At 33.6% G+C, this 22,805-nt stretch carries 19 protein-coding genes; 5 read left to right on the forward strand and 14 right to left on the reverse strand.

All coding sequences use genetic code 11. The annotated features are described in order from the left end of the window. Positions 1-127 precede the first annotated feature (127 nt). The gene (locus F6K15_RS25155; protein ID WP_293066026.1) at positions 128-685 is read right to left on the reverse strand and encodes a thioredoxin family protein; all 558 of its coding nucleotides are present in this window, start codon (positions 683-685) and stop codon (positions 128-130) included. An 80-nt stretch (positions 686-765) separates the two neighbouring features. Further along, positions 766-1,677 (reverse strand): agmatinase, encoded by a 912-nt coding sequence (gene speB / locus F6K15_RS25160; RefSeq protein ID WP_293065911.1) that lies wholly within the window; start codon positions 1,675-1,677, stop codon positions 766-768. A 978-nt stretch (positions 1,678-2,655) separates the two neighbouring features. Here speB and F6K15_RS25165 point away from each other — a divergent pair. After that, complete coding sequence (locus F6K15_RS25165) at positions 2,656-3,555, forward strand: alpha/beta fold hydrolase (RefSeq protein WP_293065914.1); 900 nt, start codon at positions 2,656-2,658, stop codon at positions 3,553-3,555. A 319-nt stretch (positions 3,556-3,874) separates the two neighbouring features. On the opposite strand, the gene F6K15_RS25170 is transcribed toward F6K15_RS25165, so the two are convergent. The 3 genes from F6K15_RS25170 to F6K15_RS25180 form a co-directional block, all read right to left on the reverse strand. Next, a complete protein-coding gene (locus F6K15_RS25170; RefSeq protein WP_293065917.1) occupies positions 3,875-4,375 on the reverse strand; it encodes a GUN4 domain-containing protein in 501 nt (166 codons plus the stop codon). A gap of 890 nt (positions 4,376-5,265) precedes the next feature. Next, entirely contained in the window at positions 5,266-7,284 is a 2,019-nt protein-coding gene (locus F6K15_RS25175) for an ABC transporter ATP-binding protein (protein WP_293065920.1), read from the reverse strand. A 72-nt stretch (positions 7,285-7,356) separates the two neighbouring features. Next, positions 7,357-8,526 (reverse strand): glycosyltransferase family 4 protein, encoded by a 1,170-nt coding sequence (locus F6K15_RS25180; RefSeq protein ID WP_293065923.1) that lies wholly within the window; start codon positions 8,524-8,526, stop codon positions 7,357-7,359. A gap of 1,049 nt (positions 8,527-9,575) precedes the next feature. Here F6K15_RS25180 and F6K15_RS25185 point away from each other — a divergent pair. Further along, the gene (locus tag F6K15_RS25185) at positions 9,576-10,004 is read left to right on the forward strand and encodes a DUF1824 family protein (protein ID WP_293065926.1); all 429 of its coding nucleotides are present in this window, start codon (positions 9,576-9,578) and stop codon (positions 10,002-10,004) included. Between the two features lie 168 nt (positions 10,005-10,172). Here F6K15_RS25185 and glgA read toward each other — a convergent pair whose 3' ends face one another. The 3 genes from glgA to F6K15_RS25200 all read right to left on the reverse strand — a co-directional run bounded on the left by glgA (position 10,173) and on the right by F6K15_RS25200 (position 13,059). Continuing rightward, complete coding sequence (gene glgA, locus F6K15_RS25190) at positions 10,173-11,588, reverse strand: glycogen synthase GlgA (RefSeq protein WP_293065929.1); 1,416 nt, start codon at positions 11,586-11,588, stop codon at positions 10,173-10,175. A gap of 464 nt (positions 11,589-12,052) precedes the next feature. Beyond that, positions 12,053-12,517: a DNA phosphorothioation-associated protein 4 gene (locus F6K15_RS25195; protein ID WP_293065932.1), complete on the reverse strand. Its 465-nt coding sequence runs from the start codon at positions 12,515-12,517 to the stop codon at positions 12,053-12,055. A gap of 206 nt (positions 12,518-12,723) precedes the next feature. Then, positions 12,724-13,059, reverse strand: a complete 336-nt coding sequence (locus F6K15_RS25200; RefSeq protein ID WP_293065935.1) for a nucleoside triphosphate pyrophosphohydrolase — start codon at positions 13,057-13,059, stop codon at positions 12,724-12,726. A 266-nt stretch (positions 13,060-13,325) separates the two neighbouring features. On the opposite strand from F6K15_RS25200, the gene F6K15_RS25205 reads away from it, so the two are divergent. After that, positions 13,326-14,090 carry a class I SAM-dependent methyltransferase gene (locus F6K15_RS25205; protein ID WP_293065938.1) on the forward strand — a complete coding sequence of 255 codons (765 nt, stop codon included), beginning with the start codon at positions 13,326-13,328 and terminating at the stop codon, positions 14,088-14,090. Positions 14,091-14,213: 123 nt separating this feature from the next. On the opposite strand, the gene F6K15_RS25210 is transcribed toward F6K15_RS25205, so the two are convergent. From F6K15_RS25210 to F6K15_RS25230, 5 genes are all read right to left on the reverse strand, one after another. Next, positions 14,214-14,411: a hypothetical protein gene (locus F6K15_RS25210; protein ID WP_293065940.1), complete on the reverse strand. Its 198-nt coding sequence runs from the start codon at positions 14,409-14,411 to the stop codon at positions 14,214-14,216. A gap of 88 nt (positions 14,412-14,499) precedes the next feature. Beyond that, the gene (locus F6K15_RS25215) at positions 14,500-14,673 is read right to left on the reverse strand and encodes a hypothetical protein (protein WP_293065942.1); all 174 of its coding nucleotides are present in this window, start codon (positions 14,671-14,673) and stop codon (positions 14,500-14,502) included. Positions 14,674-14,997: 324 nt separating this feature from the next. Next, positions 14,998-15,462, reverse strand: coding sequence for a DUF4332 domain-containing protein (locus F6K15_RS25220; protein WP_287276795.1), 465 nt, complete (start codon positions 15,460-15,462; stop codon positions 14,998-15,000). A gap of 1,472 nt (positions 15,463-16,934) precedes the next feature. Beyond that, the gene (locus F6K15_RS25225; RefSeq protein ID WP_293065948.1) at positions 16,935-19,001 is read right to left on the reverse strand and encodes an AAA family ATPase; all 2,067 of its coding nucleotides are present in this window, start codon (positions 18,999-19,001) and stop codon (positions 16,935-16,937) included. 302 nt (positions 19,002-19,303) lie between these two features. Beyond that, positions 19,304-19,549 carry a hypothetical protein gene (locus F6K15_RS25230; protein ID WP_293065951.1) on the reverse strand — a complete coding sequence of 82 codons (246 nt, stop codon included), beginning with the start codon at positions 19,547-19,549 and terminating at the stop codon, positions 19,304-19,306. A 779-nt stretch (positions 19,550-20,328) separates the two neighbouring features. Here F6K15_RS25230 and F6K15_RS25235 point away from each other — a divergent pair. Together F6K15_RS25235 and F6K15_RS25240 are read left to right on the forward strand one after the other, a co-directional pair. Further along, entirely contained in the window at positions 20,329-20,976 is a 648-nt protein-coding gene (locus tag F6K15_RS25235; protein ID WP_293065953.1) for a DJ-1/PfpI family protein, read from the forward strand. Beyond that, positions 20,949-21,194, forward strand: coding sequence for a hypothetical protein (locus F6K15_RS25240; RefSeq protein WP_293065955.1), 246 nt, complete (start codon positions 20,949-20,951; stop codon positions 21,192-21,194). Before F6K15_RS25235 ends, F6K15_RS25240 begins: the two co-directional genes overlap by 28 nt. 182 nt (positions 21,195-21,376) lie before the next feature. Here F6K15_RS25240 and F6K15_RS25245 read toward each other — a convergent pair whose 3' ends face one another. Then, the gene (locus F6K15_RS25245; protein ID WP_293065958.1) at positions 21,377-22,765 is read right to left on the reverse strand and encodes a DNA phosphorothioation system restriction enzyme; all 1,389 of its coding nucleotides are present in this window, start codon (positions 22,763-22,765) and stop codon (positions 21,377-21,379) included. Between the last annotated feature and the right edge of the window lie 40 nt (positions 22,766-22,805).

Here is a 22,805-nt window from a genome sequence, read left to right on the forward strand (position 1 = left end):
TAGCGCAGCTTTCCCGTAGGCTGGGATGGCGAGGTCTCGGGGCCATATCCAATCGACCAAGAGAGAAAAAACTTTCATGATTAGTCAATCCTCTTCTTTTGAAGGAGAGGTAATTATTAATTATTAATTATTCATTATTCATTGTTGAACAACGCCATTTAATGGAGCAACCAATGACTTCTGTGTAAGATTTGCTTACTTCTTCATCTTCAAGAAGTTGGGAAATTGCCTGATGTAGATAAGCAATTTTTACTGCTTCTGGCTGATTAACATTATCGTCTATTAGGCCACGATATCGTAACTTACCTTCCCGATCCAATAAAAAAGCCTCGGGTGTTTTGTCAACCCCAAAGCTTTCTGCTACATCTTGAGTTACATCCCGAATATAGGGAAAATTTAGTTGATTATTTGCTGCAAATTCTTTCATTTTTTCAAAACTATCTGTGGGAGAAATCATCGCATCATTAGCATTCATTCCAATTATGATTACTCCTTGGTTTTGAAAATATTTTTGTAGTTGCTTAATGCGTTCAATGTATAAATCTACTTCTGGGCATTGATTGCTCAAAAATATCACACAAACTACTTTAAAAGTTTCCAAATATCTTGCTAAATGATGAACCTCACCATCTACTCCTGGCAATTCAAAATCTGGAGCATAATTATCAATTTCTGTTCCTGTCATTTCTGTCGAACTCATATCTCTATTACCTGTAAAAAATTCCCTTACTTAGAACAAATATTTTTCTATAATATCCCATATTTTTACCACCCTTGAGCTAATGCTTGATATCCAATAAGTTTATAGACTAATTTAGCTGCTGTAAACTCAGATACTACAGAATCAGTGACTGGAGCTAGCTCCATAATGTCACAACCTATTACTTCGTGTAATTCAAATAATTTCCGCAAAAATGCAGTTAAAGAATACCAATTTAGTCCGCCCGGTTCTGGCGTACCAACTCCAGGAATTAATGTTGGGTCAATTCCATCTAAATCTATTGTTAAAAAAACTCGTTGAGTCTGAATACTAGCGATCGCTCTCTCTATCCAATCTGGCTGAATAGCTATTTCTCTTGCACGAAAAACTGTGAGATTTTTCTCTTTGATTAAATCTGCTTCTTCTTTGCAAATTGCCCGAATACCGATTTGTATTGTTGGCAATTTCATTTCAATTATCCGTCGCATTACGCAGGCATGGTTATATATTGAACCTTCATATTCATAACGTAAATCCCCATGAGCATCTATTTGAATTACTGTAAATTTTTCATCCAAATATATTTTTTGATAAGCTTTAACAATCCCATTTGTAATGCTATGCTCCCCACCTATAGCAATGACAAATTTTCCATCATTCACTAATTTTTCTACTGTTTCTTGGGTTACTTTTAGCATATCCAATGGTAATATTTTTTTTCCATTACCAGTATCTGCTATGGATTCGTGGGTATATATACCAACTTCTAAACCAGTTTCTCGGTCTAATTCTTCGTCATAACATTCTAACTGTTGAGACGCATCTAATAGTGCTGATGGACCATTAACACAACCCCTTCTATAAGTGGTAGTTGCTTCATAAGGAATTGGTAAAATTGCTACTTTGGCAGTGGTGTAATCTGGTTCAATTTCCGAACCTATAAATGGTATATTTGATGTAGGGTAAATTGCTGACATCTTTAATATTTTAGTATTCTAGAGTTGAATGATTTAAAATTTAGCAAAATTTTAATGGTTATGGTTATTGTAAATTTTAAGTTTAGCATATTATAAAGTTTTTCATATTAATGATTAATGGTAATTATACTTGACAACAAAGTAAAAGTGTAAGTATAAAAATCACAATGCTAATATAAAAATTTATTTTATATAAAAGCTCTAAAACTATTCCTACTATTTATTAATGCTGTAGATATTTTCTACACAACTAATGATTGCTACAGGAATTCCCAAGAAGTGTGAGATACAAAATTTGTTTGTTTTAGGGAGTAGGGAGTAGTAATACCAAATCTCAAAAAGCTTGCTATATATCTTTTATTTGTAATGGTGAGATAGGGAGATGCTAATCAAACATAGCATTACTATTCATAAATGGTATAATTCGGGAAATAGGTAATAGAAAATAAAAAAAACAACTGTACCTCAGTAACTTGAGAAACGCTATATATATCAACAAATAATGAATCTAATTTAGAAGATAATTATTGAGATAAATTACTCATTTTTTCAAGGTCAGGAATTACGCAAAGGTACTATATATAGTAGATAAAAACTATAGCACTATGGTATATATAGCGTTTTTGTCGGAAAAATGCGTAAGTCCTGAAGGTTTAAGATGAAAATTATTATTAGCTCGCAAACTACAGAAAATTCCTCAAGGTAAATTCAGGTAAAATAATCAAATAATGAATCTAATTTAGAAGATAATTATTGAGATAAATTACTCATTTTTTCAAGGTCAGGAATTACGCAAAGGTACTATATATAGTAGATAAAAACTATAGCACTATGGTATATATAGCGTTTTGTCGGAAAAATGCGTAAGTCCTGAAGGTTTAAGATGAAAATTATTATTAGATCGCAAACTACAGAAAATTCCTCAAGGTAAATTCAGGTAAAATAATCAAACTTAATGATAAATACATCTTAAATCTGATGACTACCGCTAAAACTTGGATATGGCGAGGTTGGCCTATTTGCTACCAAAGCCAAGGAGAAAAAGGCCCTTCTGTAGTATTAGTACATGGTTTTGGTGCTTCCTGGGGACACTGGCGCAAAAATATCCCTGTACTAGCTACCAATTGTCGCTGTTATGCTATTGACTTACTTGGTTTTGGTGCTTCAGCTAAACCAACTCCAAGCAAAGATGTTACCTATACATTTGAAACTTGGAGTCAACAAATTGCTGATTTCTGTAGAGAAATAGTTGGCACCCCTGCTTTTCTTGTCGGAAATTCTGTTGGTTGTATTGCGGTGATGCAGGCCGCAGTTGATTATCCAGATATTGCTTTGGGTATAGGAATTATCAATTGTTCTTTGCGACTTTTGCACGAACGGAAACGGTCTACTCTTCCTTGGTATCGTAGTCAGGGGGCATACTTAGTACAAAAATTGCTAAAAGTCAAGTGGATAAGTCAAATATTTTTTAATCAGTTAGCAACAAAGAAAACAGTCAGGCGAGTATTGTTGCAAGCTTATAAACGTTCCGAAGCTGTTACTGATGAATTAATAGATATACTTTTAACACCAGCAAAAGATGAGGGAGCAGTTGATGTTTTTGTAGCTTTTACTGGTTATTCCCAAGGACCTTTACCAGAAGATTTATTGCCAATATTACCATGTCAGGCTCTCATTTTATGGGGAGAGGAAGACCCCTGGGAAAATATTGAATTGGCAAATTCCTTTGCCAAGTTTGAAACAGTAGAAAAGTTTATTTCTTTACCTGGTGTTGGTCATTGTCCTCAAGATGAAGCACCTGAATTAGTCAATCCTATTTTGCAAGAATGGATATTTGAAAAATGGGAGTGCTACTCTAAACCTCGTCAAAGCACTTAAATATTAGACTTATTGCTGAAGGGGGGAATAGGAAATAGTTCAACAATTAATTATTAATTATTACCTCTCCTTGAAAAGAAAAGAATTGACTAATCATAAAAATTTTTTCTTCTCTTAGTCATTGGATATGGCTCCGAGACCTCGCCATCCCTAGACCGCTTGTTCCTCCTTGAAAGGAGAAGTTTTAAACCTTAATTATTCGGTAAGACATTTTCGAGAAAAATGTCCGAATTTTTTTTTACTTTTACTTTTGCCAGAGGTATATTAGTTTAAATATCCCGTTATTTTTGAGAATATAGTATCAGTTAATCTCCATGTTTTAAATCTTAGATAAAAGAGTAAAATAAACATTAGATGTTATTATAAAATATCCTCCACAAGTTTCAGGATATATAAAAGTATCAATAGCCCAAAAAGTTGGAAGATGACCCAATGGTGCATGAATATTAAAAGTATATTGAGATGGATAATTAAGCCAAACTCCTTCTTTTCGCCAGCCTACATTATCACCTAATTTGTTTATAATAGCAGGAGTCCAATTAAAATTTTCTTGATTCAGGCGATCAAAACATATTATTTCCTTGTGTATAGAAAAACCGAAATGATTATTACTATATTTTAACCACAATTGATCGAGAGTTTTTAAATTTTCTACAGACATTTTTTCAATATCATTTGGGTCTATAAAGTCTGTTTCCAAACCATCTTCTGATATTTTCAAGAGTATTTGTTCCGTTTCTTCATTAGCACATTGCCACTGTTGTTGTTGGAGATAATTTTCTAAATTTGCAAATAATAAATTATTACTTTTTTGTTCCATATTCTAGGGTTTGCTGAAAAAGACAGAGAAAGTGTGAGGAATAATTTTACCTGTATCTGTACTGTGCTTGTCTGCTCAAAGTTCTAACTTTTTGGCAACTCAAGCTGAAAGGTTGCCACTTTTTTTCGCTCCAAAAAGGCTAAAACTTTTATATGTCAGTGCTTTTAGATTTAATCAGCAAACCCTATTGAGGGCTTGCTGAAAAAGTCTTATGGGTGAGGATAGGAAGACAGGAGACAGGAGACAGGAGACAGGAGAAATGGGAATGAGCGAAGAGGTAGGAGCTAAGTTTTGTCCCTTGATTTTTCTACCATAGTCAACTCAAGATACTAGCTTTTTTAGCTTTTTGCACCGAAAAGCAGGCACTTTTTTTCGCTCCAAAAAGGCTAATCCCTTTATTTATCAATACGCGCGAGAATTAATCAGCAAACCCTGTTTAGGTAAGTAATTTGATTTTAACTTAAATATGTTGCTTTAAAATCACACTAATTTCTATTGATTTTAAACCCAAATATTAATTTAGATAAAATTTAAAATTCAACCAATTAATAATACAATTAATAATAAAACAACACCAATAGCTATCAATATAATTCCCGCTAATATAACTAAATTTGTATATAATTTAAATTACTTTGAGCTTGAGGATTAAAAGCGATGAATAAGCATATAATTCCAAGAACCAACAAAACTATAGGAATGATAAACATAATCATAATAAAATATTTTCTATTCTTGCTATGTAAGCATTCCGCAGGAAATACTTACATAGGTATTTTTAGAATATAGTCATACTAAATAATTGGTGAAAAAACTACTCCCCTACTTCCTACTGCTTCTTTTCCGGATTATTTATAATAATCATAACTGAGCCGATCAAACTTTGAGCGTTAAACTTTCTTCTTGTTTACCATTTGATTTTCAAATATTTCTAAGGTTCTTAACAGAGAAATTGCTGACTGAAAAGCTTCCTCAGTAAGTTCTGTCTGTTCTTCGGGTGTATCAACTATTTCATCAGCTAATAGTCTCAAAGAACCAATAATTTGATTGAGAGAACCACGAGCTTCATAAGAAGCTTTAGTCAAAAGTTGGTGGTCAATATAACTATCTGCCTTAGATTGGTCGCCAAACTGTATAGAATATAGACGGCGATAGTAACCATCTTCTTTTTCTAGAAGTTCCAAATGAGTGCCAATTTCCACTAACTCTCCACGCTCTAAAACAGCTATTTGATCTGCATTTTGAATTGTTGAGAGACGGTGGGCAATAACTAAAACTGTTCGGTCTCGACTTAATTTATCGATGGCCTCCTGCACCAAACGTTCAGAAACAGTATCAAGGGCACTGGTGGCCTCGTCTAAGATTAATATTTCTGGATCTTGCAATAATGCTCTAGCAATAGCCAAGCGTTGACGTTGACCCCCAGAAAGCATAACACCCCGATCGCCTATTTCGGTCTCCCATTGCTTTGGCAATTCCATAATAAAATCATAAGCATTAGCTTGTTTGGCCGCTTGAATCATTTCATCTTCTGTGGCATCAGGACAAGCATAAAAAATATTATTTCTAACTGTGTCGTTGAATAAATGAGTAGTTTGACTAACAATACCAGTTTTTCTTCTGAGGCTGGTAATATCGAACTCACGCAAGTCAATGCCATCTATAGTAATGGAACCAGAGATAGGGTCATAAAATCTTGGTAGTAGGTCGGCAAATGTTGACTTACCTGCTCCCGAACCTCCCACTAATGCTAAAGTTTTACCTTTAGGTACAGATACATCAACATTTTTGAGAACTAAATTACTATTACCTGGATAAGAGAAAGAAATTTTATTAAAATGAATTTTCCTCCTAACTTTTTGAAAGGGTATGGAACCAGGTTTCATAATTGGTTTATTATCTCTTCTCCATAAGTCTAAAGCCATATTAAAACTAGCAGACCCTTTGGCAATTTGATTACGGGTACCATTAATTCCTGATATCATTGGTAGTGAGCGAAACAGAACTAAAAGATAAGTAAGTAGGATAGCAGAAACGTTTGCCATTTGATCGGCAAATAAAGTTCTACCTAATAATAAAATACTGATTACCGTAATTATGCTGGTAACCTCATTAACTGGTGCGATTAACGCTGAATTCATTTTTGCTCTCAGCGCTATATCTTCTAAGGACAGCATTAATTTTCTTAACTGTTTATATTCTCTATTTTCGCTACTTACTGATTTAATTAAACGGATACCACTAAGAGTTTCAATTACTTTGATGGCATAAGTTTTTTGTTCCCGGTTCAACAAAGACCCAAATTTCTTTGAACGACGGATAAATAATTGATTAATACCTGCTATTAAAGTTACCAATAGAGTAGAAATTAAAGTAAGTTGCCAAGAGATAGAAATTAGTATGCTGACAAATAATAAAATAGTTATTGATTGAGTTACTATATTAATATAAGCATTAATTGTTTGCGTGCATTGAGCTGTATCTGAGCCTAAACGTTTCGTTAAATCTCCTACTTTTACTTTTGTGAAGAAGTCTAAATCGCTGTCCATTAATGTTTGGAACATTTCCGATTTAATACTATTTGTGAGGCTACGAGTAAAAGCTACTGACAACAAATTTTTTAAATATGTGGTTAAATTTTTCAGAATAATAGTTAATATCACTGCTAAAAGCATCACCACAAGACGATACTTTTCTGGAACTCCGTCAAAAGGAGATAATAAAAACTGAATTATCGGTGGAGAACCCTTCAGTTCAATTTCTTGCCCAGAAATTTGCAGTAGTATTGGTACTATTAGGGCTGTATTAACTCCATTAAATAATCCTCCGGCAAAACCTAATATAATATTTCCTATTATGTGGAAAGGATAACGCCGAATAAATCTTAAAATAAATTCTTTTGTAGACATTTATATTTTCCTTTTGTCTGAATAGCCTAGTTGTATTGCGCCTCAATTTTTACTACTCTTAATACCTTCTAGCTAAATTTTGATTAACTCTGATAAAATACTTGCCATAGCATCAATACTATAATATTTAATACATCTTTCTCTGGCTTTCATGCCTTTGGTATTTGCTGTGGCTAAGTCGTTAAATATTAATTCAATTTGTGCTGCAATTTGTTCAGGAGAACTAGGATTGACTAAATAGCCAGTATCGCCTACAATTTCTGGTATATCCCCTACTTTTGTGGCAATAATTGGTTTGGCCATTGCCATGCCATCAGTTAGTTTTAATGGAAATTGTGCTTGGGCTTCTGGAGTATCTCTCTGGGGGACTACTATTATATGGGCAGCCGCTACAATTTCTGGCATAACTGTAGGTGGATATTTTGGCATTTTAATTATCCAATTTCCCCATCTTTCCATTAGTTGACGGTCATAATCATCATAAGGACTACCTCCAACAATTACCAATCTTAAATCTGGTTGATTGATATTTTCTAGGGCTATTAACACGTCTTCTACACCTTTATAAGGTCGTGGTGCCCCTGGAAACATTAAAATTTTATAATCGCTCAAACCATAACGAGTTCTGCTTACCTCTGGATCGTACTTGGTGGGGTCAAATAAAGTTGTGTCTTTTCCATTTGGTAAATAAGTACCACCAAAGCGTTTTTTGAGAAATTGATTGTGTAGAGTTACCCTGTCTGCTTTGGAGACGAAACTTTCTATCCATTTTAAATAAAAGGGATGGTCTGGTTGTCGTAATGCTCCTTCTGGTTTCAAAATATCTCTAGCTAATTGTTTAATACTGGGATGATATTTCCAATTATCCCCTCCATGCCAGCTTAACTCCCAATCGTCAATATCCAAAAATACTGGGCGATGGGTTTGCATTTTTCTTACTAGAGATAAACCTAGGCTGGTAGGTTTTAATTTGTAGGCGTAAATTATATCTCCTGTTATTTTATCTAGAAGTTGTTTGGCTGATAATAAAAATTTGGGATAGTAGTTTTGGCTATCTATAGCGATAATAGAATTTTCCTGATTAGTTGCTAATTGTTGTTTTTCTCCACTAATAAAGCCAACAATTTCTACATCTACTTGTAGTTTTTTCAATGCTTGAGATAATAAGAAAGGACGAACTGCGCCTCCCCATCTACCCACACCACTACTTGATAAATCACTAACAACTAATGATACTTTCACTGATGATTTATTTCCTGATTTTACTACTTCTATTCTAATTTTATTTCTTTGATCTAAGGATTCTTTACTTGATTTAGCAATTAGTTCTTGAGCAATTTCATTATATATCCCTAATTTAGAGATTTTGTTTGTGTGATATTTTTTAATAAAAATAGGAGGAGTTAGTTTAATGGATAAATTTCAAAAGTCCTGATCAAATTCAAGACCTGTGAATATAGTCATAAATTCTTTTTTTTATTTTATTTTATAGATGGCAAATTTTTCTAGTTTATCCATACAATAATAAATTTGACTACACTTGTAGTTCATCATAAAAAATATTGTTCCATACAATGCTTTTCTTTAAATAATATAACTGTCCTAAATAGTTATAGTTATAGGCTTTGAACAAATGTTAGTTATCTAAATACTAAGGGTTAATTCTCTTGATATGTAATTAATGTTCATATTTTATCTAAAATAGCTATACTCTATCAGGAGTGATGATAACTCATGTTAAAGCTTCCTGTCAATTATTACATGAAAGTTCAAAAGTAAGTATTAACCCCGATCTCTTGAGATAGCTAATTATTTAAGGGGTTGGAGAGTAAGAAGCATCAAAATAGGCTGGTCTTCTATAGTATTTTTCATCAATACAGGTGAAGTACATTATTATGTTTTCTGATTCTCAGTTAACTATTATCAATTTTCTACCTTGGACAATATGGACAATATGATAGATTTCATTAATGGATAATGGATAATGGATAATGGATAATTACCTCGGGTTTTAACCGTTACGGAATTGAATATCAGGAGATATTATTTCTTCTCTTGGTTGATTGGATATGGCGAGGGGACCTCGCCATCCCTCAACCGCTTTTTTCCCCTTAAAAGGGTCGGCTTTAAACCAGAATTATTTAATAATTAATAATTAATAATTCGGTAATATTAGGCTGTCATTCATTAACTGTACTTAGTTGAGTTATTTAAAATTGTATAATTTTTATAAAACTCCTGTTATCCCACCAATATTACAAATCTTATCGTCATACAATTTGCAGTATTATATGTCTACTCAAAATATTCAGAATCTTACCATTGCTCAAGCTGAAAAAATCCTCCATAAATTTACCTGCCAAAACATTAAGTTAGTAGAATCACCAGAGGAAAAAGCTATTACTCAAGCAGCAATTTTGCTATTAGCTAATTTGTCTGACTATCAAATGTTGGGAATTTGTGCCGAATCAACTACTGAGGCTTTATCTGCTTTAGAAAGCTATCTAGGGGCATTAGGATATAATACCACCCTAATTGATGACTCTAATTGTAGAAAAATTGAAGGTTCAATTTATATAAAATTTAATGGGATAAAAGAGTCATATCATCTTGAATCCTATACCGGAGAATATAGAGGGGTATTAGTATCTTGTCAATCTGCTGAAGATACAGGAGTTAATGGAACTTATGGTCATTTACCGCTAGATTTATTTACTTAAAAAAAAGCATTTTTGATGTTAATTTAGTAAATTAACTAGCTTTAAAAGCAAGACGTTCGGGGAAATAAAAAAGCTGACAACTGATACATTTCAGTACAAGCTTTCTATAATCAAGAAATAAGGAATTGGGTGTTTTACCTCAATTCCTATTCTAAAAATTAGGTTTTACTAAACTAATTCAGGCTCCTTCTCTGTTGTTGTTTCTTCCTCAGGTAAGCCAAGTATTGATTTGTACATTTTAATATACTCCTTAGCTGATTTGTCCCAACTAAAGTTTTCTCTCATGCCACGTTTTTGTAACTCTTGCCATTGATCTTTAAAGCGGAAAGCTTCACAAGCTCTAACCATTGCTGTAAAGAAGTCTAGTGGTTCATAGCGATCGAAACAATAGCCAGTACCAGCATTGTTAACTGGGTCATGGAAAGATACTGTATCAACTAACCCTCCTGTGCGACGCACAATTGGTACACTACCATAACGCATGGCCAACAATTGACTAATACCACAAGGCTCAAACCTACTAGGCATTAAAAAACCATCAGTACCTGCATAGATCCGGCGAGATAGGGCATCATTATATAAAAGTTGGACACTCATACGACCAGGGTAACGAGTAGCTATCTGCCACATTTGGGTTTCATAGAAGCGATCGCCAGTGCCTAACAATATAAACTGACTATCGGTGTAAGCCATAAACCGATCCAATACTTGCAGCATTAAATCAAGTCCTTTTTGATCTACCAGTCGGGAGACCATTCCTACTAAAAAGGTGTTTTTATTAACTTCAAAACCTACCTCTTCTTGGAGAGCAACTTTATTAGCATCACGTTTTTCTAAGGTATCGATAGTATAAGTTTGAGCAATGTATCTGTCATTAGCTGGATTATAAAAGTTCAGGTCAATACCATTAAGAATACCTGTTAACTTACCGCTAATAAAAGACATTAAACCATCTAGGCGTTCGCCATAAGCTGGTGTTTGGATCTGACCTGCATAAGTAGGAGAAACAGTAGTGACCCGGTCGGCAAACTGTATTGCTGCAGCCATTGTATTATGTCCCTCCATATACCAGGGACACCAAGTAATTCTTTCTAATAACCAGCGCCAAGGTCCTTGATAAGCTAGGTTATGAATAGTAAATACGGTTTTAATATCTGGGGTTTCATGCATCCAAACTGGAATCATGCCTGTGTGCCAGTCATTGCAATGAATAATATCTGGTTTCCAGCCATTCCAGCAAAACTCAGCTGCTCCATTGGCAAATAGAGTAAACCTCCAGTCTTCGTCATCTCCGTAGTAGATACGACGTGGCCAAAAAGCAGGATGACCAAATAGGTACAATGGCACGTCGCTTTTTGGTAGTACTGTCTCATAAATACTAAAGCTTTGATACATGGCGCTTCCTTCCCAGATTGGTTCTTCTGGAATTTCCATTTTGTCGCCTAGAAAGCCATAGTAAGGCATAAAGATACGGACATCGTGACCCATGGCCCGTAGCACTTTGGGTAAGGCTCCAACTACATCGGCCATACCACCAACTTTGGCTAAAGGAGTTACTTCAGCTGCCACAAATAAAATTCGCATGATTCTTTAATTTGCGTTCCCTTCATTGATGCTCAATATCGTCAATCATACCTGTATGGGCGCACCTAGACTATAAGTCAAAAGTCAAAATTTAAAAGTCAAAGAAGAGTTATTTGATTTGATAAGAATTCGGGTTGAGAAAAGATAATATTAATATTAAGTAGCTAGATAGATAGTATAGATGTTAAAAATTATTGTGATGATAGGGTCTAAGTTTGGTTTGCGAGTTAGAGACAGAGGGTAGAATACAGAAGGGAACAAGTTTTTTTGTGAGATTGCCATTACATTTTCTTTTGAAAAATAGGTAATTTTTAATACCAAATTCATTTCTAAGTTGCATAGAATAATATTTTGATTGGGGTTGACTGTAGATCGAGATAGACAAGTTAATAAATTTCATAATTCTGTGCCACCTCACATCACATTGGTGTAACTGTTAATTGTTGATTTTTGAACTTTTTTATTTATTTCAAAAATTTAGTTAAATCAAATTCTGCTTCTGTCTGAGGTTTTTGATATCTCTGGGAAATTAAGACTAATAAAAGTCGTTCTGAATAATCTACTGCACCCCGCATTTCATCTCGTAATATTTCTAACCCTCCATTGGCATACTCTTCAAATATTTTAATGTAATTTTCTTCTATTTCTTCATTTGTTGGAGAGAGAATTTGTTTATCTTTTGTGTCGGCGATCGCGATTAATTTAATAATACTGTCATATCCCCTAGACCAAAATACTTCAATACTAATTGGACCTGGTTCTCTTGGAGAAATTTCTGTTAGTGGAACTCGGTGGTTTTTTTTAATGGCTAAAGATGCGGCAAATACCATTACATCAGCATAAGTTTTAAAAGGACCTGTTTTTTCTTCTGACTCGGTTAAAGCTTTGACTAAATCTGCTTTATCTCTGGCAATTCTTATTCTATTCATCACTAAAAATTAAATATATTCATCTGTTTGAGATGTGTGAAATTTTCAAAATTATAGATTTAAGCTATAAAGTTTTTACCGAATAATTAAGATTTAAAGTCTCTTCTTTAAAGGAGAAACAAGAAAAAAATTTCCTCAAGCCTCAATCCTCTCCTTGAAAATAATTGTTAATTGTTAATTATTAATTATTAATTATTAATTATTAATTATTTAGTAGTATTTTCTTTTGTCCACAATAACATGATTTTTTGATCAAAATCTCCTTTAGTTGCGCGTTTTCGGTCTCGTTCGAGTGTAATTTGATTATGAGAAATGCCATAAATTTTGAGTAAAGCATCTACTACTTCTAATAAGTCGGCTATTTCTATGGCTAATTCACCGTTACTTGCTGTTGCTGCTTCTTGAGCTTCTTCAATAAGTTTTTCTCGTAATGCTTGGCGATATTCTACTTCTGAGAGAGTGATCGTTTCACACTCTAAACCACTTTTACGGATAATTTCGGGAATGTGATCGCGTACTAATTTATTATATTCTTGAGGCATAATTGTATTATTTTACCAACTAATTGTTATTGATTGCTTGAATTTATATAAACTACTGTATCTCAACTTAAAATATATACCAATACGTTCAACAATTAATAATTAGTTATTAATTATTAATTATTACCTCTCCTTGAAAATAAGAGGATTGCAGATATATAAGGCGAGGATAAGGAAAGTAGTTATAACTAAATTTTGCTTTGGCTTTACTTACTAATTTGGTGGAATATGATAAGATTATTCTAGTTATTTAATCCTAGTTAATTATGAATAAATTGTTCATCAACTATTTGAAAAATGTAGGCATAATTTTATTTATATCTATTCTAAGTCTACTCTTAAATGCTTGTTCTATAAAAGCTAATGTGGTTGCTAGTTCAGATGGAGTTTATCAATATAAAACTATCCATAATCCGGAAGGTATTGGGAAATTTTATCTAGGTCGAGAAATAGCTAAAGTTATGGGTCATGAAGGTGCTGTTTGGTTAGAAAGACCTAGCAGAAGTTATAGAGAAAATCCTCAAAATGCTATTGATCGTCTTGATTTAAAATCTACAGATGTTGTGGCAGATATTGGTGCTGGTACTGGTTATTTTACTTTTAGAATTAGTCCTTTGATTCCTCAAGGTAAGGTAATTGCGGTAGATATACAACCGGAGATGTTGGAATTAATTAATTTTGTTAAAAATGAGGAAAATATTACTAATATTGAGACGGTTTTAGGGGATGTAGATAATCCTAAGTTGTCTCCTTCTACTGTTGATATTGCTTTGTTAGTTGATGCTTACCACGAGTTTGAATATCCGCGAGAAATGATGTTGGGAATAGTTGCTGCTTTGAAGTCTGGTGGGCGGGTTATTTTATTGGAATATCGGGGTGAAAATCCGATGATTATGATTAAGGGTTTGCACAAGATGACTGAGAAACAGGTGAAAAAAGAAATGAATGCTGTGGGTTTGGTTTGGCAAGAGACTGATGATTTTTTACCACAACAACATTTTCTAGTGTTTAAAAAGTCTGATGTTTTTTGACAAAATGACAATTAAATAGCTGGATTTCTCATAGGAGAGCTATTTAAATTCCTTCTAATTGAAAACGAATAAAAATTTATATTTATGTGAAATACATTTTTTTTGTTGAATAAAAAGTCATGCTTAGGTACGAATAGATCCTAATACAACAACTGTATCACTATTATTTGGAGAATGCAAGACAAAAAACCTTGGCAATTTTTTAGATGCTTCACAGAATGACAATTTGTGGGATTTTTCTTGATTAGCGATCGCTTCTATCAAAAATGCAGCTTTGAGGACTCCCGGTATCATCTCCGATTTACCGGGAGAGGATGTCAAATTTTTGTCTTTTATTTCTCCAGACTATTTCATAGATCTTTCTTGGTTGAATAAAAAGTCAAGTGCATAGGCGAGTTGACCCTTATAGTTAAATTCTCTCACAATTATTTGAGCAATGCAAGACAAAAAACCTTGGCAATTTTTTTGGTGCTTCACAGAATGACAATTTGTGGGATTTTTCTTGATTAGCGATCGCTTCTATCAAAAATGCAGCTTTGAGGACTCCCGGTATCATCTCCGATTTACCGGGAGAGGATGTCAAATTTGTGTCTTTTATTTCTCCAGACTATTTCATAGATCTTTCTTGATTGAATAAAAAGTCAAGTGTATAGGCGAGTTGACCCTTATAGTTAAATTCTCTCACAATTATTTGAGCAATGCAAGACAAAAAACCTTGGCAATTTTTTTGGTGCTTCACAGAATGACAATTTGTGGGGTTTCTCGCTAGATTTTTTTTAACTTTAAGCTGTAGGGTTGCTGTTTTTTCTCTTAGTCCTAAAGATATCAGGATATTAGTTAGTATATTCCTTTAATTGTTGGGAGTTAAGCTTCAAAAATTATTATTTGTTTACCACTACCTTTTTTCTTAATCAGACCAATCTATAGACCATTTTTTTGATGGTAATTTAGTAGTTGGCACATTGTTATGGGCAGTTTTTCTTTGAAGATTTGTTGCCTGAGCAACCCAACTTCTAACAAGACTTAAACTAGGCAAGCGTTGCACGAGTTGTTTTTGAAGGTTAAGCTTCATCATCTGAGAGTGGAGTGTTTCAGGAAACCGATTTTTTAATTCAGAAATTGTATGTATTCCCAAAGCTGATAATAGGGAAAAATATTCCCGGTCTATTCCTTTAATTTGTGATAAATCAGCAAAATTTACCCACTGAATAATCAGGTTTTTTTCAATGGTAGTAGCTTGCTCTAATTCTTCTATTCCTGCGAGAGAAGAACATTTTTCTAATAGTTCTGTTACATTAGTAATACCTACTCCTATTAATTTTTCAGCATATACAGAATTCATGCCTTCAATATCTTGAATATTATGTATCATAATTTCTCTCCTATTTGACATTTGACTATTTTACCTCTTTCCGAGGAGCTATATTCAAGAAGTTAAAAATCAGAAGTGTGTTTGCGGAGCATTAGGACTGAAAGTTAGAAGTTAAAATTAGTGGGAGATTGTTACTCACCACTAATTTTTAACCACTAAAATAAAATTTGTAGCGGGGGTAGCGTCACTATATTTATCCGTCTAAAAATAGAGATTTTATTACCGAAAATGATTGTACGAAAAACTTCTGACTTGGTGAGTTCCTATTTCTGACTTTCCGTTTTTCATGCTGCACAAAGGAGGGCAGCGATCAGGGAATAAGCTATGTATAAATGCAAGATAAAAAGGGTGAGATTACTCCACAATATCTCCACTTAAAAACTTGAGTTAATATTACTAATACTAATTCACATAAATAATGTAATTTCAGTTATCAGTTAGCCTCCTGCTGGAGGAACTGCGTTAATAGTATCTCTAGCTGTTTGCGCAACATTCCGTAGGAAAGCAAGAAGCTTTAAATATTGAATATTCTCTTTTTATCCCCTTAAAAAGGGAACCTTGAGACAAAATTTTTTCGGTCATATCTAATGACGTGAAATAATCATTTGAAATTATTTTCAATCAAAGTTTAGGTGTTCATGGGATTTTAAAGGATGACTGTCTTGAGTGTATCTTACCTAGCTGTTTGCATAGTATTTCCGGAGGAAAGTTTTTCTCATAATTAGGGCTTGCTGATTAAATCTAAAAGTATTTACAGATAAAGGTTGAGCGCATTTTTAAGTATCAAAAAGTGTGAGGTTTTAGGTGGTAATGGTTCAAAAATTCAGGATTTTGGTCAAGAGTTGGGCAGAAAAATTGAGAGACAAAACGCCCGCTCCTACCTCCTCGCTCATTCCCATTCCTCCTGTCTCCTGGGGGGCGAGGGGTGGGTTTTCTCCTGTCTCCTACCCCTACTAAAAGACTTTTTCAGCAAACCCTAATTAGGCAATTGATGGATGACTTCTGTGAAACTGTATAGTTATAGCAGAAGGAAGAAAGAAGAAGTAAGAAGGAACAATCTTGCGTTGTCTGAGTTTTAAACTTTTGATATATTCTAACCTTTCCTTTGATTGCTATATATTCTACTATTTAGAGTTGAAAATACTTCTTGCAGAAGTCGGGGAATAGGGAATAGGAAATAGGGAGATGAAATTGTTTATTTCATGTAAGCATTCAGCTATTAGCTGTCAGCTTTTCCTGCGGAATGCTACGCAAACAGCTTTTGAATCTAATAACTTACTAAAGCTAGCTAATGACCTTTTTATTTCCTGCGGAATGCTACGCAAACATAAGTTTTAATTCTTTTTGGAGACTAATTCCTCTTTCGGTGTAATAGTAAGTTCATAACTCATAGCTGATAGCTGATAGCTGACAGCTGAATGCTTACTATTTCATAGTCTTGAATTGATTTAATTAACACTTTTCCCAGAGGTTTAATCATAATCTACTTCAAGTACTTCTGTATATTCAAATTCATTCGGACTACGTTTTACTAAAGGATAAGATTCTCCACTTAACTGAATAGCATCTTCTTCACAATCTAATTTTGGAGAATTATAGGAAAGTACGTATTCTCTACCAATATAATCAGTCATTTCTTCAGCTACTTCGCCTCGCCATTGAGTTTTAGTTACTAATACAACTAATTGATTTGCTAATTGAGGAATAATATTGGCAATTTGTCTGCGATAAATTTCATCTAAACTGCCAAAAGGGGAATCCATTACTATGGGAAAAGTGCTACTATCGGGTCCCATTAAAGTGTTTTTTTGACTCCAGATTCTTACTTCGTCAATAATACTACCAATAAATGCCAAACTGAGGATTTGATTTTCTCCTGTAGAAGCGGCAACTAAGGCATCTTCTCCACCAGTATTTTCTACTAAAGTTAATTCATAGTTTTCATTCAATTTAGGAATATAAGGGGTAAAGGAAATTTCTGAAAATAATTCTTGTATTCGTTTTTCCAAAGAAATTCTAAACTGTTTTTCTAGACGCCCTCGGACTTCTACCAATCTATTCATAGCATCTTGAGTAGCTGCAATTCGCCTTTGGGCTAAAACTTGTTTTAATTCATTCATTTGTTGTTTATCAAGTTGTTTTTCTAAGACTTTAATTTCTTTATTTAAAGTTTCTAGCTGTAGAGCATTTGAACCAGTTTCTCGGTTTAAGTTTCCTACTTTAATTTCTATTTCATCTAACCGTTTTTGTAACTGCTGAATATCTTCGTCTGGATAATTTCGTAGTTTTTTATGAACTGACTCTAATTCATTTTCAACCCGTGAAAGTTGATGACGCAATTTTTCGATATTACCTTGTTGTCGATCGACTTCATCCCAAAACTCTACTACTTGTTTGTCAATTTCATCTATCTGTATACTCATTCTAATTGCGGTTTCTTCTACATCAGCAATTTCGGCTTTTTCCATCCATTTTTCTACTGATTTTCTCCCTGGAGAATCTATAGTTAATTCTGCTCCACAAATACAACGTTGTTTTTCTAATAATTGTTGTACAAACTGTCTTTTAATTCCTATGGGTAACTCACCTTTTTCTTTTAAATTACCAAAAATTTCTCGGAATTTTTCTATGGCATCTGACAAGAAAACCATATAACCACGAGTTGATATGGCTCTTTTTAAACTCTGATAAGCTTGTAATATTTGTTCTTTGATTGATACTACCTGGAGATTTAATTGGTCTTTTTGTTGAGGTAATCCTTCTGCTCCTTTAAACTCCACTAAACGACTACTAATTTCTTTCTTCACTTCTCGATGATTTTGTAATTCTTTCTCTATCTCTGTTTGGCGTTTTGATAATTTGTTAATTTCTTGTTCAATTTGATTTTTTTCTTTCAGCAGTTTTTTAGTTTCAGGATTACCAATTAATCTCAAATCAGTTTCTAAGGATTTTTTGGCTTCTCCTAAATGTCTAACAGAACGATTTAATACTTCAATTCCTAATAATTCTTTCGTTGCTTCTGCTATTTCACTTTTCCGGTCATCTCTAACAATATACTCAATTCTTTCTCCGTCAAAAAAGAAATATCTATGTAAACTTTCTGGCAAAATTCTACCAATAATATCATCAGGATGTTCTGGGGGTGGAGACCAACGTCCGTCATCTCCAGCTATCTGCATATATAACTCACTTTTACCATGTTCAATTTCATTTTTTTCATTCCTATAAGCTCGTGATAAACGTTTAGCTTGATACCGTTTATTATCATGTTCAAATACAATTTCTACCCAACAAGCTATGGCTTTACCAAGTTTTGCTTCTGTAATTGCTCGTTTATTTACCAGTTGAGTTTCTATTACAAAAGCGGCGCTAAATTTTTCATAAAGTACCCAAGTAAAAGCGTTCATTATGGTAGTTTTACCTGCACCATTATTGCCATGAATAATTGTTGTATTTTTTTCGCCTGATGCTAAAATTATTTCTGGCGTTTTGCCGTAAAACTGACGAAAGTTACACAAGATAATTGAGATTAATTTCATTGCACTGCTTCTTTAATAATTTTGAGAATATCATCTTAATTTAAGGAAGAAGGAAGAAGTAAGAAAACTCCATTTCTCTGATGCCAAAATTATTTCTGGAGTTTTGCCGTAAAACTGCCGAAAATTACACAAAATAATTGAGATTAATTTCATTGCACTGCTTCTTTAATAATTTTGAGAATATCATCTTAATTTAAGGAAGAAGGAAGAAGTAAGAAAACTCCATTTCTCTGATGCCAAAATTATTTCTGGAGTTTTGCCGTAAAACTGCCGAAAATTACACAAAATAATTGAAATTAATTTCATTGAACTGCTTCCTTGATAATTTTGAGAATATCATCGTTTATCCGGGGTGTTTTTTTATAAAGTCTGTCTTTTTCTAGTTGTAATACTCGCCCAATAATTTGCTTTACTTCTGGGGGTGCAGTAGTAATTGGTTCTTGAATGTTATTCAGTTTTGCTTGAGTTTTAACGTCATACTTTGAATGCTTTTCTGAAAAAATTGTTGATATTGTTGTAGTTACTTTGTCTGAGTATTTTGAAGTCATTTTAATTTAAGGAGGTAGCAGGGAGTAGGGAGTAAAGAGTAGGGATTAGGGAATAGTGTTTTTAGGTATGAAAATATCTTTGTTCTTTTCCTATAATCGTTAAAAAACATTGCTGAATCTTATTTATTACTTGATAACTGAAATATTGAAGCAATATAAAATTATTTCAATATATTAGTATGATGTAAGTATTCAGGTAGGTCGCATTCAGCTTTTAGCTCTTTTATAAATCATGAATATACACTCCTAAGGTCAAGGTTAGTTGTTTTTTCAATACTTTGAATTCTTCTTAAACCTCTCAATACTAACTCCTCCTATAAAGGCAGTGAATTAATAGCTGATTGCTGATTGTTGACCGCTGAATGCTTACAGTATGATATTAATTATATCTAATGTTTTCATATTGGCTATCTCCTAAAAATCTTTACCTTTTTCTTTTTTATAAACCAATCTGGTAATAATACAGTTAAATAAAAATATAGTAAACGATTTGTGAAAAAACTGTACTACCCCTAAGTTTATGAAGTTGGTATTATTATATTGGGTTACTAGGTGTTAGGTGGTAGATATTATACTAAATCCGGTTTATACACCAACCAAATATTATCGAAAACACTTTTTATATATTAGAATTATTGCAGAAGTCAGGGAATAGGGAATAGGGAATAGGGAGATTAAATTGTTTATTTCATCTATTGAATTGGTTTAATTAAAACTTTTGCAACAGGTTTATTATTTGTCTATAATTATTAGATTGTATTATAAATAGGATTGTGATTATGAGCGAATTTATTGTAGGCATTCCATTATATTCTGGTGTAGATTTATTAGATGTAGTAAGTGCCCAGGAACCTTTTTCTTTTGTGGAAACAGTGAGCGACCACAAAATGACCACCTACCTTATTGCCGAGAGCACTGAACCTGTGGAAACTTCCCCTGGGGGTCTTCGAGTTATACCAGATAAAAGCTTTCAAGAAATAGATGAAGTAGATATCCTGTGGGTACCGGGAGGCAAACCTGCTTCCATCGAAGCGACTTTGCAAGACAATACTTTACTGAACTACATCAAGACATTAAGCCAAAAATCAAGCTGGATAACCTCGGTGTGTACTGGGTCGCTTTTGCTCGCGAAAGCAGGTTTACTCAATGGATATGAGGCAACTACCCACTGGAAGTTTATGCCTTGTCTGAGGAAATTTCCGGAAGTAAAGATACCAGAGGGCTATAATCGTTTTGTGAAAGATGGTAACCGAATTACAGGAGGAGGTATTTCTTCGGGTATAGAAGAAGCCCTGGAAATCATTACCATTGTCATCTCGGAAGATGTAGCCAACAGTGTTAGAGAAATACTTGAATATTATCCACAGATTTCTGAAGATCTACCTCCTACGCAGGAGCAATGCGAGATATCTACTGGGCTTTGTTGAATGGTGCTGCTTTACTGCCCATAAATCTGAAAGAAATTGCTTTGCATCTGTTGGACCGGTGGTTGCAGGATAATGAGATTACTGTACTGCCCCTAAATCTAAAAGAAATTGGTTTGTATCTGTTGGACCGGTGGTTGCAGGATAGTGAGATTACTGTGATGTTTGTTGTGGCCACCTTGTTTAGTCACTTCGGTAGCAGATTTATCGGACTTAAATAAGGTCTGCTGAAAAAATTGGTTGGTGGGGGTAGGACACGGGGACGCGGAGACACGGAGACACGGAGATGGCGGAACAGGCAACGGTTTCGGCAATTTTATGTGAAGAAATTTTCTTGAATTTCAGCAGAAAATTTCAGTAAATTGATGCCAATAACCTGACTTTTAGCTTTATTCAGCAAACCCTAAATATCTAATAATCCGTATCTTTTTTGAATGTTTAATAACTTTCTCCTAGCTTCTCCAGAATTATCTGCTAAATCTGCAAATTCTAAGAACCTTTTCAACTCTTTTCTAAGTAAATTTCGTTCTACTTCCAATGTGCTTCTACCCATATCAGGAGGCAAAACAATCATGTCAAATAAAGTTGCCCTTTCCTTACTTGGATGAGGTCGTAAAATTCTGCCTCTTCTCTGAATAAACTGTCGAGGATTTTGACTACTTGCTAAAATAACTGCATTTTTAATTGCTGGTATATCTACTCCTTCATCTAAACATCTAATTGCTACTAAACCTTGCAATTCTCCACTTTCAAATTGTTGTCTTAATTTTTCTCTTTTTTTAATTGGAGTTTCAGCAGTATAAGTATTAACTCGATAACCTAATTCATAACCTAATATTCTTACCACTGCTTCCATTTGTCTTAAATTTGAAATATCTTCAGTTTCTACCGAACTATCCCCACAATAAAATAAAGTATGACTGGTTTGTAAACGGTTTGCCATTAATGCTTTTAATGCTGTTAATTTATTTGTTGCTGAAGCGACTAAACGAGAACGCTGCATTAATAAAGCTGTTAAATCTTCTTTTTCTATTTCTACATTTTCTTTTTCTGATAATAATAATGCCCAACCAATCTTGGAAGTTAATTTAGCATAAGCGCGACTTTCTGCTTCGGTTAGTTCTACTAAAACTGGATAATAAAGATAACGAGCTAAAGCACCTTGTCTAATAGCATCAGCTAAAGTTAATTCAGGCTGTAATACTTCACCAAAATAATCTAAAATTGCCGTAGTTCCTTGGTCATCAAAATATCTTTCTGGCGTGGCAGACAAAGCAAGTCTTAAACCAATATTTTTTGGTAAATTCTTTTCTAACTTGGGCGAACCTAAATGATGTGCTTCATCCCCAATAATCAGAGTTTTTTCAGGAAAATATTTAATCTGAGATTGGAGACTGTCTGAAATAAAAGTAGAGTTCGTAGTAATAACAGTAATAAATTCTTCATAGCCAGAATGAATATTATAAAGTGTAGTAGAAAGTTGATTTTGCCAAGTATGTACATTCTCAAAAGCGAGAATTGGTTTAAGATTAAACTTTTCACATTCTCTTGCCCATTGAGTTACTAAATGACAGTAAGGACAAATCACAATTAATGCTTGTAAAGCAATTTTTTGATAAAGCTGAGTAGCGATCGCTAAGGCAGTTATTGTTTTTCCACTACCTGTTGCCATCTTCAAAATTCCCCTACCTCTATTTGTAAACCAATTATTAATAGCTTGTTCTTGATAGGGTCGTAATTTAAGTTGAGATGGCATTATTGGGTAGCAAAAATTTACTGTTAGTTTATTCATTTATACTAATTTTTAGATACACCAATTTTCAATAAATAAA

The sequence above is a fragment of the Okeania sp. SIO2B3 genome, from assembly GCF_010672525.1.
Taxonomy (GTDB): Bacteria; Cyanobacteriota; Cyanobacteriia; order Cyanobacteriales; family Microcoleaceae; genus Okeania.

Bases quoted from the DNA above. Each gene is read 5' to 3' on its own strand.
- F6K15_RS25200 (WP_293065935.1), bottom strand. From the start codon at position 13,059: ATGCCTCAAGAATATAATAAATTAGTACGCGATCACATTCCCGAAATT.
- F6K15_RS25230 (WP_293065951.1), bottom strand. From the start codon at position 19,549: ATGACTTCAAAATACTCAGACAAAGTAACTACAACAATATCAACAATT.
- F6K15_RS25205 (WP_293065938.1), top strand. From the start codon at position 13,326: ATGAATAAATTGTTCATCAACTATTTGAAAAATGTAGGCATAATTTTA.
- F6K15_RS25165 (WP_293065914.1), top strand. From the start codon at position 2,656: ATGACTACCGCTAAAACTTGGATATGGCGAGGTTGGCCTATTTGCTAC.
- F6K15_RS25240 (WP_293065955.1), top strand. From the start codon at position 20,949: ATGCGAGATATCTACTGGGCTTTGTTGAATGGTGCTGCTTTACTGCCC.
- F6K15_RS25235 (WP_293065953.1), top strand. From the start codon at position 20,329: ATGAGCGAATTTATTGTAGGCATTCCATTATATTCTGGTGTAGATTTA.
- F6K15_RS25185 (WP_293065926.1), top strand. From the start codon at position 9,576: ATGTCTACTCAAAATATTCAGAATCTTACCATTGCTCAAGCTGAAAAA.
- F6K15_RS25245 (WP_293065958.1), bottom strand. From the start codon at position 22,765: ATGAATAAACTAACAGTAAATTTTTGCTACCCAATAATGCCATCTCAA.
- F6K15_RS25195 (WP_293065932.1), bottom strand. From the start codon at position 12,517: ATGAATAGAATAAGAATTGCCAGAGATAAAGCAGATTTAGTCAAAGCT.
- glgA (WP_293065929.1), bottom strand. From the start codon at position 11,588: ATGCGAATTTTATTTGTGGCAGCTGAAGTAACTCCTTTAGCCAAAGTT.
- F6K15_RS25175 (WP_293065920.1), bottom strand. From the start codon at position 7,284: ATGTCTACAAAAGAATTTATTTTAAGATTTATTCGGCGTTATCCTTTC.
- F6K15_RS25155 (WP_293066026.1), bottom strand. From the start codon at position 685: ATGACAGGAACAGAAATTGATAATTATGCTCCAGATTTTGAATTGCCA.
- F6K15_RS25225 (WP_293065948.1), bottom strand. From the start codon at position 19,001: ATGAAATTAATCTCAATTATCTTGTGTAACTTTCGTCAGTTTTACGGC.
- speB (WP_293065911.1), bottom strand. From the start codon at position 1,677: ATGTCAGCAATTTACCCTACATCAAATATACCATTTATAGGTTCGGAA.
- F6K15_RS25170 (WP_293065917.1), bottom strand. From the start codon at position 4,375: ATGGAACAAAAAAGTAATAATTTATTATTTGCAAATTTAGAAAATTAT.
- F6K15_RS25220 (WP_287276795.1), bottom strand. From the start codon at position 15,462: ATGATACATAATATTCAAGATATTGAAGGCATGAATTCTGTATATGCT.